This is a genomic window from Nocardioides guangzhouensis, assembly GCF_004519545.1.
GTDB lineage: Bacteria > Actinomycetota > Actinomycetes > Propionibacteriales > Nocardioidaceae > Nocardioides > Nocardioides guangzhouensis.
On the sequence record NZ_SDKM01000008.1, the window covers coordinates 117,827 to 131,005 of the forward strand.

16 protein-coding genes and 1 pseudogene are annotated in these 13,179 nt (G+C 71.2%); 5 read left to right on the top strand and 12 right to left on the bottom strand.

The genetic code is table 11. The features are described from left to right. Window positions 1–37: 37 nt before the first annotated feature. On the bottom strand, window positions 38–763 hold the full coding sequence (locus tag EKO23_RS07355) for a peptidylprolyl isomerase (protein WP_134715713.1): 726 nt from the start codon (window positions 761–763) through the stop codon (window positions 38–40). An 82-nt stretch (window positions 764–845) separates the two neighbouring features. On the opposite strand from EKO23_RS07355, the gene EKO23_RS07360 reads away from it, so the two are divergent. Beyond that, complete coding sequence (locus EKO23_RS07360; RefSeq protein WP_134715715.1) at window positions 846–2,456, top strand: AMP-binding protein; 1,611 nt, start codon at window positions 846–848, stop codon at window positions 2,454–2,456. Here EKO23_RS07360 and EKO23_RS07365 read toward each other — a convergent pair. Then, window positions 2,392–3,135 carry a YwaF family protein gene (locus EKO23_RS07365; protein WP_217702515.1) on the bottom strand — a complete coding sequence of 248 codons (744 nt, stop codon included), beginning with the start codon at window positions 3,133–3,135 and terminating at the stop codon, window positions 2,392–2,394. The genes EKO23_RS07360 and EKO23_RS07365 overlap by 65 nt on opposite strands. A gap of 97 nt (window positions 3,136–3,232) precedes the next feature. Here EKO23_RS07365 and EKO23_RS07370 point away from each other — a divergent pair, with 97 nt between their 5' ends. Further along, window positions 3,233–3,934, top strand: a complete 702-nt coding sequence (locus EKO23_RS07370; RefSeq protein ID WP_134715719.1) for a sortase domain-containing protein — start codon at window positions 3,233–3,235, stop codon at window positions 3,932–3,934. Between the two features lie 85 nt (window positions 3,935–4,019). Here EKO23_RS07370 and EKO23_RS07375 read toward each other — a convergent pair whose 3' ends face one another. From EKO23_RS07375 to EKO23_RS07385, 3 genes and pseudogenes are all read right to left on the bottom strand, one after another. Next, window positions 4,020–4,109, bottom strand: a complete 90-nt coding sequence (locus tag EKO23_RS07375) for a nuclear transport factor 2 family protein (RefSeq protein WP_217702516.1) — start codon at window positions 4,107–4,109, stop codon at window positions 4,020–4,022. 64 nt (window positions 4,110–4,173) lie between these two features. After that, the gene (locus tag EKO23_RS07380) at window positions 4,174–5,025 is read right to left on the bottom strand and encodes an aldo/keto reductase (RefSeq protein ID WP_134715721.1); all 852 of its coding nucleotides are present in this window, start codon (window positions 5,023–5,025) and stop codon (window positions 4,174–4,176) included. Window positions 5,026–5,035: 10 nt separating this feature from the next. Then, window positions 5,036–5,158 (bottom strand): annotated as a pseudogene (locus tag EKO23_RS07385) (hypothetical protein); the annotation flags it as partial. 163 nt (window positions 5,159–5,321) lie between these two features. Between EKO23_RS07385 and EKO23_RS07390 the strand changes: the two are divergent. Genes EKO23_RS07390 through EKO23_RS07400 form a run of 3 tightly spaced genes read left to right on the top strand, consistent with a single transcriptional unit; the run spans window position 5,322 to window position 6,622 of the window. Then, a complete protein-coding gene (locus EKO23_RS07390; RefSeq protein WP_134715726.1) occupies window positions 5,322–5,783 on the top strand; it encodes an SRPBCC family protein in 462 nt (153 codons plus the stop codon). After that, window positions 5,780–6,151, top strand: coding sequence for an ArsR/SmtB family transcription factor (locus EKO23_RS07395; RefSeq protein ID WP_134715728.1), 372 nt, complete (start codon window positions 5,780–5,782; stop codon window positions 6,149–6,151). The genes EKO23_RS07390 and EKO23_RS07395 overlap by 4 nt, the downstream gene beginning before the upstream one ends. Window positions 6,152–6,178: 27 nt before the next feature. After that, entirely contained in the window at window positions 6,179–6,622 is a 444-nt protein-coding gene (locus tag EKO23_RS07400) for an SRPBCC family protein (protein ID WP_134715730.1), read from the top strand. A gap of 144 nt (window positions 6,623–6,766) precedes the next feature. On the opposite strand, the gene EKO23_RS07405 is transcribed toward EKO23_RS07400, so the two are convergent. The 7 genes from EKO23_RS07405 to EKO23_RS07435 all read right to left on the bottom strand — a co-directional run bounded on the left by EKO23_RS07405 (window position 6,767) and on the right by EKO23_RS07435 (window position 13,055). After that, the gene (locus tag EKO23_RS07405; RefSeq protein WP_134715732.1) at window positions 6,767–9,127 is read right to left on the bottom strand and encodes an ATP-binding cassette domain-containing protein; all 2,361 of its coding nucleotides are present in this window, start codon (window positions 9,125–9,127) and stop codon (window positions 6,767–6,769) included. Between the two features lie 34 nt (window positions 9,128–9,161). Then, complete coding sequence (locus tag EKO23_RS07410; protein ID WP_134715734.1) at window positions 9,162–9,572, bottom strand: VOC family protein; 411 nt, start codon at window positions 9,570–9,572, stop codon at window positions 9,162–9,164. 10 nt (window positions 9,573–9,582) lie between these two features. Continuing rightward, window positions 9,583–10,026, bottom strand: coding sequence for a helix-turn-helix transcriptional regulator (locus EKO23_RS07415; protein ID WP_134715736.1), 444 nt, complete (start codon window positions 10,024–10,026; stop codon window positions 9,583–9,585). Between the two features lie 40 nt (window positions 10,027–10,066). Next, a complete protein-coding gene (gene pip, locus EKO23_RS07420; RefSeq protein ID WP_246050952.1) occupies window positions 10,067–11,014 on the bottom strand; it encodes a prolyl aminopeptidase in 948 nt (315 codons plus the stop codon). A 65-nt stretch (window positions 11,015–11,079) separates the two neighbouring features. Continuing rightward, window positions 11,080–11,691 (bottom strand): GrpB family protein, encoded by a 612-nt coding sequence (locus tag EKO23_RS07425; RefSeq protein WP_134715738.1) that lies wholly within the window; start codon window positions 11,689–11,691, stop codon window positions 11,080–11,082. Window positions 11,692–11,700: 9 nt separating this feature from the next. Next, window positions 11,701–12,261, bottom strand: a complete 561-nt coding sequence (locus tag EKO23_RS07430; protein ID WP_134715740.1) for a GNAT family N-acetyltransferase — start codon at window positions 12,259–12,261, stop codon at window positions 11,701–11,703. Further along, the gene (locus EKO23_RS07435; protein ID WP_134715742.1) at window positions 12,258–13,055 is read right to left on the bottom strand and encodes a DinB family protein; all 798 of its coding nucleotides are present in this window, start codon (window positions 13,053–13,055) and stop codon (window positions 12,258–12,260) included. Before EKO23_RS07435 ends, EKO23_RS07430 begins: the two co-directional genes overlap by 4 nt. Window positions 13,056–13,179 lie beyond the last annotated feature (124 nt).

Genomic DNA, 13,179 nt, shown 5'->3' on the forward strand with positions numbered 1-13,179 from the left:
CCACGTCACCCAGGCGCCCGCAGTGCCTCCGGTCCGGTCAGCTGATGCCGCTGATGGTGACCGGCTGCTTCGGCGGGCCGTCCGGGCCGCCGTCCTGGGTGCCCTTCTCGGCGACCTTCTGGACCACGCCGAGGCCGGCCTTGCCGACCTCCCCGAAGACCGTGTACGACGGCGGGAGCTGGCTGTCGTCGAAGACGATGAAGAACTGCGAGCCGTTGGTGTTCGGGCCGGCGTTGGCCATCGCGAGCGTGCCCGCGCCGTACGTCTCGGAGCCGGAGAGCTCGTCGTCGAAGGAGTAGCCCGGGCCACCCATGCCGGTGGCGGTCGGGTCGCCGCACTGGAGGACGAAGATGCCCTGGGTGGTCAGACGGTGGCACTTGGTGTCGTCGAAGTAGCCCTGCTCGGCCAGCGACAGGAACGAGTTCACGGTGCAGGGCGTGGTGGAGGCGTCGAGGGTGGCCCCGATGTCGCCGACGTTGGTCTTCATGGTCACGTCGACCTTGCCGGTCTCCTTCGGCTCCGACGGCGGCGGGTCGACCTTCTTCGCCGCCTGCTGGCCGTCCTCCGTGTAGGTGCAGGTGCCGGAGGCGGGCTGGTCGCCTGCCGCGCCCGAGTCCGTCGCACCCGAGTCCGTCGACGCCGTGCCCGGGTCGTCGGCCGAGGTGTCGTCCCCGCTGTCGTCCCCGGAGCACGCGGCCCCGAGCAGGAGCAGGAGGAGGGCGGCCAGGACCAGGGGAAGGCGGACGAGGGAGCGCTGCGACATGCGGGCGAGCCTAACCAACCACTCCACCCCCTCGCCGTTCGGGCGGTTCCACCCCGTCAGCACCGGGGCTAGTGTCCCCACCATGGAGACCTCGTACGCCGCCGGAGAGACCCACGTCCCGCTCCTGGAGGAGACCATCGGCGCCAACTTCGAGCGCACCGTTGCGGCGTACCCCGAACGCGAGGCCTTGGTGGAGCGCGCCTCGGGCCGCAGGTGGACCTGGGCCGAGCTGGATCGCGACGTCGACGCGCTCGCGGTCGGCCTGATCCGGGCCGGCATCGGCAAGGGCGACCGGGTCGCGATCTGGTCGCCGAACTGCGCGGAATGGACGATCACCCAGTTCGCGACCGCGAAGATCGGTGCGGTCCTGGTCAACATCAACCCGGCCTACCGCACCCACGAGCTGGCCTACGCGCTGCGCCAGTCCGGCACGAAGCTGCTGATCTCGGCGCCCGAGTTCAAGACCAGCGACTACCGGGCGATGGTCAGGGAGGTCCGCGAGGACGTGGGCCTGGAGCAGGTCTGGTTCCTCGGCAGCCCGGAGTGGACCGACCACAACGTCAGCGACCCGGGCGTCACGCTGGCCGAGGCGATGACGTGGTCGCTGGACCCGCACGACCCGATCAACATCCAGTACACCTCCGGCACGACCGGCTACCCGAAGGGTGCGACGCTCTCGCACCGCAACATCCTCAACAACGGGTACTTCGTCACCGAGACCATCAACTTCACCGAACGTGACCGGCTGTGCATCCCGGTGCCCTTCTACCACTGCTTCGGGATGGTCATGGGCAACCTGGGCTGCACCACCCACGGCGCGACGATGGTGATCCCGGCGCCCGGGTTCGACCCGGAGACCACGCTGAGGGCGGTGGAGGAGGAGCGCTGCACCGGCGTGTACGGCGTCCCGACGATGTTCATCGCCATGCAGAACCACCCGTCGTTCGCCGACCGCGACCTGTCGTCGCTGCGGACCGGGATCATGGCCGGCTCGATCTGCCCGGTCGAGGTGATGAAGCGCTGCGTCAACGAGATGCACATGGCCGAGGCCTCGATCGCCTACGGCATGACCGAGACCTCGCCGGTGTCCACCCAGACGCTCTCCGACGACGACCTCGAGCGGCGTACCGAGACCATCGGGCGCGTGCACCCGCACGTGGAGATCAAGATCGTCGACCCGGCCACCGGCGAGACCGTCCCGCGCGGGGAACCGGGCGAGTTCTGCACCCGCGGCTACTCGGTGATGCTCGGCTACTGGGAGGACGAGGAGAAGACCCGCGAGGCGATCGACAACGACGGCTGGATGCACACCGGCGACCTGGCCGTCATGCGTGACGACGGCTACTGCAACATCGTCGGCCGGATCAAGGACATGGTGATCCGGGGCGGGGAGAACATCTACCCGCGCGAGATCGAGGAGTTCCTCTACACGCATCCGGACGTCGAGGACGTGCAGGTGGTCGGCGTCCCGGACCAGAAGTACGGCGAGGAGCTGTGCGCCTGGGTCCGGATGAAGGCCGGGGCCGAGCCGCTGGACGCCGACGCGGTGCGCGCGTTCGCCACGGGCAAGCTCGCGCACTACAAGATCCCGCGCTACGTGATGGTGGTCGACGAGTTCCCGATGACCGTCACCGGGAAGATCCGGAAGGTGCAGATGCGGGAGGAGTCGGCGAAGCAGCTCGGGCTCTCCTGACCCGCTCCCAGGGCCAGGTCATCAGCGCCCACACGGTGGCGATGATGGCGATCTCCGCGACGACGTACGTCGGCCAGGGACCGAGGAAGTCCAGCAGCGACGCGCTCGCCGGCTTGGCGTTGAGGTAGCCGTAGTTCGTGCTGGCCGCGACGTTGAAGACGTAGACGGTGACCGCCCAGGCCGCGGTGGTGGCCACCGTGGTGGCGTAGTCGCGCCAGCGCGGTGCGAGCCCGAGGCCGAACACCAGGAAGATCGCGGCCCAGACGATGAGGATGTGGCTGCCCCAGAACGCGATGAACTTGGGGGACGGGAAGCCGGTGGTCAGCGACGGGGTGATCAGCGCCTGGGTGGTGAGCACCAGCCCCCAGTAGTAGGTCAGCGCCACGACGTACCGGTGGTGCGTCCAGAGGGCGAGCGTGGCGACGATCCAGGCGAGGTCGCAGAGCTGGAGGGGGAGCGAGCTCCGGAAGGAGTACTGGCCCGGCAGGAGGTCCACGAGCTGCAGCGGGATCGTGAAGCACGGGATCGCGATCGCGAAGATCCGGCTGACCCGCCGGGCGGCGGGGGAGTGGGGGTCGTCGTGGTAGCGCCGGCCGAGGCGCACGACCGGCCAGATGCCGGCCACGAACAGCGCCAGCATGACGAAGTGCGAGGTGCTGAAGGCGTGGAAGCTGTTCATGCTTCGAGTGTCCGTCGGCCGTGGCCGCCGTTCATCCGCCCAGGTACTCATCTCCGGAGCGGTTCCGGCGCTCACCGCCCGACGTACCCTCGGTCGCATGCGGCGCGCGCACCTGACGGCGGCCGGCCTGGTGCTGGCCCTGGGCGGCTGCGCGGACCCCGGGCGGCGTGACGTCGACGAGCGAGGCGTCCCGGAACCTGCCCCCGCGTCCCCGACCCGGTCTCCGGCCGACCGGTTCCCGGCGCCGTCCGTGGGCGCCGCACCCACGCTCGAGCCGCTGGCCTCCGACGGCACCCCGCGTCGGGCCCGGCTGTCCGTCCCGTCGCTCGGGGTGCGCGACGTGCTGGTCGTGCCGTACGCCGGGTGGACCGACGACGCGCCCGGCACCCGGATCCAGAACCGGGGCCCGGCCGCCAGCCCGCACGGACCGCGCGGCGGCACCGGCCCCGGCGGGATCGGCAACTACCAGGTCACCGGGCACCGGACCAGCGCGGCCCGTCCGTTCGAGCACCTCCCGCGGCTGCGGCGCGGCGACGTGGTGCGGGTGGACGCCGGGGGAGTGCGTTACGTCTACGAGATCGTGGCCACCCGGCAGACGTCATTCCGCTCGCCGGCCTCGCTGGCCCGGCAGCGCGCCGCGGTCCCCGGCCGCCCCGGCGTCGAGCCGACCCGGGCGATGATCACGCTGTCCACCTGCGCCACCCGGGAGGACCACGCCGCCGGGAACTTCTGGACCGACCGGTACGACAACCCCGAGCACCGGATCGACAAGGTGGGGGTGCTGGTGCGGGTGCGGTAGCCGGTAGGGATTCCCCGGACGCCCGGGGAATCCCTGCCCTGTCAGGCAATGCTTTCCCCGACAGGGCATGAATTTCCCTGACCGGTCAGCTGCGGTCGGGGAACGAGTGGTGCTCGTGGGCGACCTGCCAGCGGCCGTCCTCGCGGCGCAGGCCGAGGCTGAGCCGGAGCCTCACGGATCTCCTGCTCGGCGCTCATGCCCGGACAGACCGGACCGGCGTCACCGATTCATCGGGGTCGCTACATCTCCTCGTGCGTGTCCGGGTCGCCGCCGAAGAGCCGCCCCGCGGACTCGCCGAGTGCGGAGATCGCGGTCATCTCGTCGTCGGTGAGCTCGAACCCGAACACGTCGAGGTTCTGCCGCTGCCGCTCGGGCGAGGTGGACTTGGGGATCGCCAGCGAGCCGAGCTGCACGTGCCAGCGCAGGATCACCTGGCCGGGGGTGACGCCGTGCGCCTCGGCGGCCGAGATCACGGCCGGCTCGTCGAGCGGGGCGCGACGCTTGCCCATCGGGCTCCACGCCTCGGTGCGGATGCCGAGCCGCTCGTGCACGGCCAGCATCTCCTGCTGCGGGAAGCGCGGGTGCAGCTCGATCTGGTTCACCGACGGCGTGACACCGGTGTCCTCGATGATCCGGGTCAGGTGCTCCTCGGTGAAGTTGGAGACGCCGATCGACTTCACCAGGCCGTCCTTCTGCAGCTGCACCAGCGCCCGCCACGCCTCGACGTACTTGCCGTGCCGCGGGTTCGGCCAGTGGATCAGGTGCAGGTCCATCTGCTCGAGCCGGAGGCGCTTCAGAGAGTCGAGCACGGAAGCGATCGCGTCGTCGTACCCGTGGTGGCGGCCGGGGATCTTGCTGGCCACCTGCACCTCGTCGCGGGGCAGGCCGGAGCGGCGCAGCGCCTCGCCGACCTCCTCCTCGTTGCCGTAGTTGACCGCGGTGTCGAGCAGCCGGTAGCCGGCCTCGAGCGCGGTGACGATGGCCGCGATGCCGTCCTCGTCGGACAGGGGATACGTGCCGAAGCCGATGGCCGGCAGCGTGGTGCCGTCGTTGAGCGTGTACGTCGGGATGCCGGCGGTGTCGGGAGCCATGCGGCCCAACCTAGCGGCCGGACGGTGGCGTCTCAGGCGCGTGCTTCGAGGCGGACACCGCGCGGGCGATCCGGGCTGCGCGGGTGGCTGCGGTGCGCGCGGTGACGACCTCGAAGATCACGGCGTACTGCTCGGTGCGGGTGGTCGTCGGTCAGCGACGCGATGCCCGACGACTTCTTCGCGACCTGCAGCCAGATCCCCGCCTCCAACCACTCTCGAGAATTACGCAACCAATGGTTGCGTTACCCCGCATCGCGGACTACGGTGTCATGCAACCAAACGTTGCAGGAGGAGCCATGGAGTTCGGAACCATCGAGCGCGAGGTCTACGTCGAGGCGACCCCGGAGGTCGTCTTCGAGGTGGTGAGCAGCCCGGAGCACCTCAAGGAGTGGTGGCCGGACGACGCGGCGTACGACCCGATCCCGGGCTCGACGGGGGAGATCGTCTTCGGCGACCCCGACGGCGACGGCGCGGTGGTCGCGTTCGCCGTCGTGGACGCGCGGCCGCCGGAGTCGTTCTCGTTCCGCTGGACGCACCCGGCCGACGCGGTCGCGGCGGAGGGCAACTCGCTGCTGGTCACCTTCGACCTGACCCCGTCCGGGGGAGGGACGCTGCTGCGGATGACCGAGACCGGCTTCCGCGAGATGGGCTGGGAGGTGGCGGTGCTCGAGCAGCAGTACCGCGAGCACGAGACCGGCTGGGACTTCTACCTCCCGCGGATCGCGCCGTACGTCGCGCGGCTGGGGGTGCAGCCGTGAGCGCCGCGACGGCCGAGCAGGTCGACGACGAGCTCTGGTCGGCGATTGGGGACCCGACCCGGCGGCGGATGCTCGACCTGCTGCTGGCCGACGGCGCCGGCACCGCGTCCTCGCTGGGCCGGCAGCTGCCGGTGACCCGGCAGGCGGTGGCCAAGCACCTGGGCGTCCTCGACCGGGTCGGCCTGGTCACGGCGACGCCGGCGGGGCGCGAGAAGCGCTACCGGGTCGACGAGGCGCAGCTGGCCCGCGCGGCCGCGCAGCTCGAGTCGGTGGGCTCGACCTGGGACGCCCGGCTGCGCCGGATCAAGCGCCTGGCCGAGGCGATCCAGCGCCGTCAGGACCAGCAGGACCGGGAACAGCAGACCTAGCGAGCGAACACGACGAAGGAGAGAGCAATGGTGGACATTCTGCACAGGGTCGGGGTCAAGGACGCGACACCGAAGCAGGTGTACGACGTGCTGACCACGATCGACGGCCTGGCCGGCTGGTGGACCGACGACACGAAGGGGAGCACCGACGTCGGCGGGGTGATCGAGTTCCGGTTCCCGCCGGGCGGGTTCGACATGGAGGTCGTCGACCAGCGTCCCTCGGAGCGGGTCACCTGGAAGGTCGTCGACGGCCCCGAGGAGTGGGTCGGGACCACGATCGACTGGGACCTGCGCCAGGACGGCGACTACACGATCGTGATGTTCGGGCACCGCGGCTGGAAGGAGCCGGTCGAGTTCATGCACCACTGCAGCACCAAGTGGGCGACGTACCTCATGAGCCTGAAGTCGCTCGTCGAGACCGGCGTCGGCGCCCCGGCGCCCCGGGACGTGCACGTGGCCTACCCGGACTGAACCCGCGACACGTCGGTCGGGCCCTCCAGGAACAAGGGGAGGGCCCGACCGTCCCCGTCAGGGGGCGGGATCACCAGTAGTTGACATAATGCACGTTATCGGAACGGAACTCACGCCTGGAGGGCTCCTCCAGGCGGCGGCTGCTCAGGCACCGACGTACGCCGCGAGGTGCTGGCCCGTCAGCGTCTTCCTGCCGGAGACCAGGTCGTCGGGCGTGCCCTCGAACACCACGGTGCCGCCGTCGTGGCCGGCACCCGGGCCGAGGTCGATGATCCAGTCCGCGTGCGCCATCACCGCCTGGTGGTGCTCGATGACGATCACCGACTTGCCCGACTCCACCAGCCGGTCCAGCAGGCCGAGCAGCTGCTCCACGTCGGCGAGGTGCAGACCGGTGGTCGGCTCGTCGAGGACGTAGACGTCGCCCTTCTCGGCCATCTGCGCGGCCAGCTTGAGCCGCTGCCGCTCGCCGCCGGACAGGGTGGTGAGCGGCTGGCCGAGGCTGAGGTAGCCGAGGCCGACGTCCGCGAGCCGGTCGAGGATCTTGTGCGCGGCCGGGGTGCGGGCCTCGCCGTCGCCGAAGAACCCCTCGGCCTCGGTCACCGACATCGCGAGCACCTCGGCGATGTTGCGGCCGCCGAGGGTGTACTCCAGCACCGACGCCTGGAACCGCCGGCCCTCGCAGTCCTCGCAGGTGGACTCCACGGTGGCCATCACGCCGAGCTCGCTGTAGATCACGCCGGCGCCGTTGCAGGTGGGGCACGCGCCCTCGGAGTTGGAGCTGAACAGCGCCGGCTTCACGCCGTTGGCCTTGGCGAAGGCCTTGCGGATCGGCTCCAGCAGCCCCGTGTACGTCGCGGGGTTGCTGCGGCGGGACCCGCGGATCGCGCCCTGGTCGATGACGACGACGCCGTCGCGCCCAGCCAGCGAGCCGTGCACGAGCGAGCTCTTCCCCGAGCCGGCGACGCCGGTGACCACGCAGAGCACGCCCAGCGGGAGGTCGACGTCGACGTCCTGCAGGTTGTGGGTCGCGGCGTTGCGGACCTCCATCGCGCCCGACGCGGTGCGCACCTCCTCCTTCAGGGTCGCCCGGTCGTCGAGGTGTCGGCCGGTGATGGTGCCGGTCCCCCGCAGCCCGTCGACGCTGCCCTCGTAGCAGACGGTGCCGCCGTCGGTGCCGGCTCCCGGGCCGAGGTCGACGACGTGGTCGGCGATCGCGATGGTCTCGGGCTTGTGCTCGACCACCAGCACCGTGTTGCCCTTGTCGCGCAGCTGCAGCAGCAGCTGGTTCATCCGCTCGATGTCGTGCGGGTGCAGGCCGATCGTGGGTTCGTCGAAGACGTAGGTGACGTCGGTGAGCGAGGACCCGAGGTGCCGGATCATCTTGGTGCGCTGGGCCTCTCCGCCGGACAGCGTGCCCGACGGCCGCTCGAGCGAGAGGTAGCCCAACCCGATCTCGGCGAAGGAGTCGAGCAGGTGCTGCAGGCCGCGCAGCAGGGGCGCCGCGGAGGGCTCGTCGAGGTCGCGCACCCAGGCGGCCAGGTCGGTGATCTGCATGGCACACAGGTCGGCGATGTTCTTGCCGTCGATCCTCGACGACCGGGCCTCGGCGCTCAGCCGGGTGCCGTCGCAGTCGGGGCAGGTCGTGAACGTGACCGCGCGCTCGACGAACCGGCGCACGTGCGGCTGCATGGACTCGACGTCCTTGGAGAGCATCGACTTCTGGACCTTGGTCAGCACACCCTCGTAGGTGAGGTTGACGCCCTCGACCTTGATCTTCTCCGGCTCGCCGTAGAGGAGCTTCCTGCGCTCCTTCTCGGAGTACGTCGCGATCGGCTTGTCCATGTCGAAGCCGGCGCCGGCGAAGATCCGGCCGTACCACCCGTCCATGCTGTAGCCGGGCACCGTCAGTGCGCCCTCGGCGAGCGACTTGGTCTCGTCGTAGATCGCGGTCAGGTCGAAGTCGTTGATCGCCCCCATCCCCTCGCAGCGCGGGCACATGCCGCCGAGGTAGACCGCGTTCCGCACCACCGTCTTCTTGTCGCCTTGACCACTCTCGGTCTTCATGACCCCGCTGGCGGTGCGGGTCGGGACGTTGAACGAGAACGCGGTGGGCGGACCGACGTGCGGCTTCCCGAGCCGGCTGAACAGGATGCGCAGCATCGCGTTGGCGTCGGTGACCGTGCCGACCGTGGAGCGCGGGTTGGAGCCCATTCGCTCCTGGTCGACGATGATCGCGGTGGTCAACCCCTCCAGCAGGTCGACCTCCGGCCGCGCCAGCGTCGGCATGAAGCCCTGCACGAACGCGCTGTAGGTCTCGTTGATCATCCGCTGCGACTCCGCGGCGATCGTGCTGAAGACCAGCGAGCTCTTGCCCGAGCCGGAGACCCCGGTGAACGCCGTGAGCCGGCGTTTGGGGATCTCGACGCTGACGTCCTTGAGGTTGTTGACCCGCGCGCCCTGGACGCGGATCAGGTCGTGGCTGTCGGCAGCGTGCGCGCCGGTCATGCGGCTCCCCCTGTCGTGCGACTCGTGGACTCCCTCACCTGACCTCCTGGATCCGGACCATGTTGCCGGCGGGGTCGCGGACGGCGCAGTCGCGCACGCCGTACGGCTGGTCGATCGGCTCCTGGACGATCTCGACGTCACTGGCCTGCAGCTTCTCGAAGGTGCCGTCGAGGTCCCTGGTCGCGAGCAGGACGCTGGCGTAGGTGCCCTTGGCCATCATCTCGTTGATGGTGCGGCGCTCGTCGTCGGTGATGCCCGGGTCGACGCCGGGCGGGTGCAGCACGATGCTGGTGCCCGGCTGGTCGGGCGGACCGACGGTGAGCCAGCGCATGCCCTGGTAGCCGACGTCGAGGCGGAGCTCGAAGCCGAGCGTGTCGCGGTAGAAGGCGAGGGCCGCCTCCGGGTCGTCCTGCGGGAGGAAGCTCGAGTGAATGGTGATGTCCATGGCCCTCAACCTAGGGGCGGCTCGTCGCCGGCGCTTCTCGATTCCTGACCGGTCGGGTGACCTTCTTCGTCTCGCACGACGGCATCTCCTCGGTCCGGTCCGCCATCTGCCTCCGGTACGCGCTCGGCGGCATCCCGACCAGCTCGGTGAAGCGGGTGCTGAACGTGCCCAGGGACTGGCAGCCGACCGCGAAGCAGACGTCGGTGACGCTGAGGTCGCCGCGCCGCAGCAGCGCCATCGCCCGTTCGATCCGGCGGGTCATCAGGTAGCCGTACGGCGACTCGCCGTACGCCCGCTTGAACTCGCGGCTCAGGTGCCCGGCGGACATGTGCACCCCGCGCGCCAGCGCCTCGACGTCCAGCGGCTGGGCGTACTCGCGGTCGATCCGGTCCCGCACCCGCCGCAGCCGCGCCAGGTCGCGCAGGTGGTCGGCCTCCGCGGGTCTGCTGGTCACGCCCTGATCATTTCACGTCGCGGGCGGTCCCCCAACACCGTCAGCCGGAGAACCGGTCCAGCGCCGCGACCAGGCGCTCGACTGAGTCGTCCCCCGGACCGTGGGCGTCGGCCTCGACCACGTCGAGCGTCGCGTTCGGCAGCCGGCGGACGATCTCGTACGCCGGCCGGAGGGGTGAGGCGATGTCGAGGCGCCCGCGCAGGAAGTACGCCGGGACGTGCGCGATGCGCCCGAGGCGGCTGGTGATCTCGTCGTCGGCCTGGAACGCGTGGCTCCCGAAGTAGTGCGTGACCAGGCGCGCGAACCCCAGCCGAAGCCGCGGGTCCGCGGACCGCGGGTGCTCCCGGACCGGCCCGCTGAGCGTGGCGATGCGGTCCTCCCAGGCGCACCAGGCGCGGGCCGCCCGATCCGCGACCGCGGGGTCCGGCGAGCGGAGCTGCGCGTGCAGGACGGCCGGGATGTTCCCGCCCCGGGCGCTCGGCGGGAGCAGTCCGACCAGGTCGTCGAACTCCTCCGGGTAGACCTCCCCCATCGTGTGGGTCAGCCACCGGACGTCCGAGCTCCGCGTCGTCCCCACGGCCCACAGCACCAGCTCCGAGACCCGGTCGGGATGGTGCACGGCGTAGGTCAGGCCCAGTGTCGAGCCCCACGAACCACCGAACAGCAGCCACTGCTCGATGCCGAGCTGCCTCCTGAGCCGCTCCATGTCGGCCACGAGGTGGGCGGTCGTGTTGTTCTCGAGCGCGGCCAGGTCGTCGCAGGCGTTGGGCTTGCTCCGCCCGCAACCGCGCTGGTCGAACAGCACCACGCGGTAGCGGGACGGGTCGAAGAACTGGCGCCACCACGCGGTCGCCCCCGACCCGGGTCCGCCGTGCAGCACCACCGCGGGCTTGCCGACCGGGTTGCCGCAGACCTCCCAGTACACCTCGTGCCCGTCACCGGTCGTCATCCGGCCGGAGTCGTAGGGCTCGACCCCTTGGTACGTCACGCGGCCGACGCTACTCCCGGCGGGCGGGATCGGTGGTCGCCCGGCCGCAGGCGTGCCGCCCGCGCTCAGCCCGGCAGCAGACCGGTGGCCACGAACGCCCGGTGGTAGATCTCCCGGACGACCTGCTCCTTGCGGGCGTTGTACTGCATGGTGTGCTCGCCACGCGCCGTCGCGTCGGCGGCCGCCTGCTGCTTGGTCGCCGCGTAGCGTGCCCGCTCGTCGGGGTGGGCGCGCAGCCAGTCGCGGAAGATCCGGTGTCGGACCGGCTCCGGGCTGTCGAAGCCGAAGACGTGCAGGTTGCAGGAAGGGCCCTCGGCGCGCAGCACCCGGTGTTCCCACCACCACGGTTCGCGGACCCGGAGGTGGAAGCCGGCCGACTCCAGCGCCGGCACGTACGCCGCCTCGTCGCCCGGGTCCGCGACCGTCAGGTCGACGTCGATCACCGGCTTGGCCGGCAACCCGGGCACCGCCGTGGAGCCGACGTGCTCGACCTGGATCGCGCGGAAGCCGAGCGCGTCGCGGATCCGGGCCGCCAACCCCTCGAACCACTGCGGCCACGCCGGGTCGGCCTCCACGACCTCGACGTGGGCGCGTGGCGTGGCGCCTCCGACCCAGGGGGACTCGCCGGGCGGCGGTGGGCTCTCGGCCAACGACACGATCTGCTCACGAGTAGGCACCGGCCCACCCTAGGACGTCCGGCCCGACCACTCGCGCGCGAGCATGCCGTAGGTGTAGCCGTCCACCCAGCCGAGGTCGTCGTGCCACGAGTCCTCGACGCCGTGCTGCTCGCGGCGCATCCCGATCTTCTCCAGGATCCGCACCGAGGCGAGGTTGTCGGCGAAGCAGCCGGCGGTGATCCGGCGGACGCCGAGCTCCCCGAACGCGTGGTCGACGACCGCGGTGACTGCCTCGGTGGCGTAGCCGTGACCGGCGTACGCCGGGTCGAAGGTGTAGCCGAGGTCGGCCTCGGTGCGCTCCGGCATCGCCGGCTGGCCCATGCCGTCGACGACCGACAGCGACACCGTGCCGATGAGGACGCCCTCGAGCACCGCGGCCACACTGTGGTCGTGCGGGTCGTCGGCCGCGGCGCGCCAGGCGGCCCGCAGCCCGTCGGGGTCGACCTCGGTGCGCAGCAGCCAGCGCACCACGTCGGGGTGGTTGCGGTAGGCCAGGATCCGGTCGACGTCCTCCTCGCGCACCGGACGCAGCTCGAGCCGCTCGGTGCGCAGCGACGGGCGATCGGTCATGCCCGGCTCTCCAGGATCGCCAGGTCACGCTCGGCGAACCCCCGGTGCGCGCGCTCCTCGTTGACGATCGCGCGCAGACAGCGGCGCACGTCGTACGTGCCGGCCTCGGGGTAGCCCGGGCCGGTGACCACGGTCTGGCCGTCGAGGTAGTCGTCGGTGAGCCGGTCGATCACCTCCCCGACGATCGCCATGCGGTGCTCGCGCAGCGCCAGCACCTCGTCGAGCGTGGGACGCGCGTCCGGGTCGTAGGGAACGCCGGGGACCCGGCCCATCTCGGAGTGCGGCAGGTCCAGCGGGTCGTACGGCGCGGCGTCGCCGAGCAGGGCGCGCCGGACCCAGGCGTCGGTGGCGAACACGAGGTGCCGCAGCGTCTCGACGAAGGAGTACTCGTCGTCGACCCGCTCGTGCAGCAGGTCGGGGGGCAGCCGGCGCGCACGCTCGACGGTCCCGGCCCAACCGCGCAGCACCACCGGCCACGCCTCGCGGTAGCCGTCGGCGTCGGTGGGCCGGAGCTTGCGGCGGTCGGGGTCCCGGCGGTCGAGCTCGGCCTCGACGAACGGGGCGACGTCGACCCCGTTGACGAGGAGGCGCTCGACCTCGCCGTTGACCAGCAGGGTGTCGAACGACCCGTCGATCTCGACCTCGTCCCCCCAGGCGCCACGGATGTGCGCACCCGTGAGGTGCACGTTGCGCAGCCACGCGTCGGCCAGGTCGACGTCGTCGAACCGCGCGCGGCGCAGGTCCACGCCCTCGAACCGTGACCCGGACAGGTCCTGCCCCGTGTGCTCCACCATGCGGGCCAGCATGCCAGCGCGCACCGACAGCCGTCGCCCGGGTTTCCCGCGCCGGCGCTGCCGATGAGAACTGTCGGTGGTGCCGGTCAGAGTGGTATCAGCGGCCGCGAGCGGCGCTCTTCGA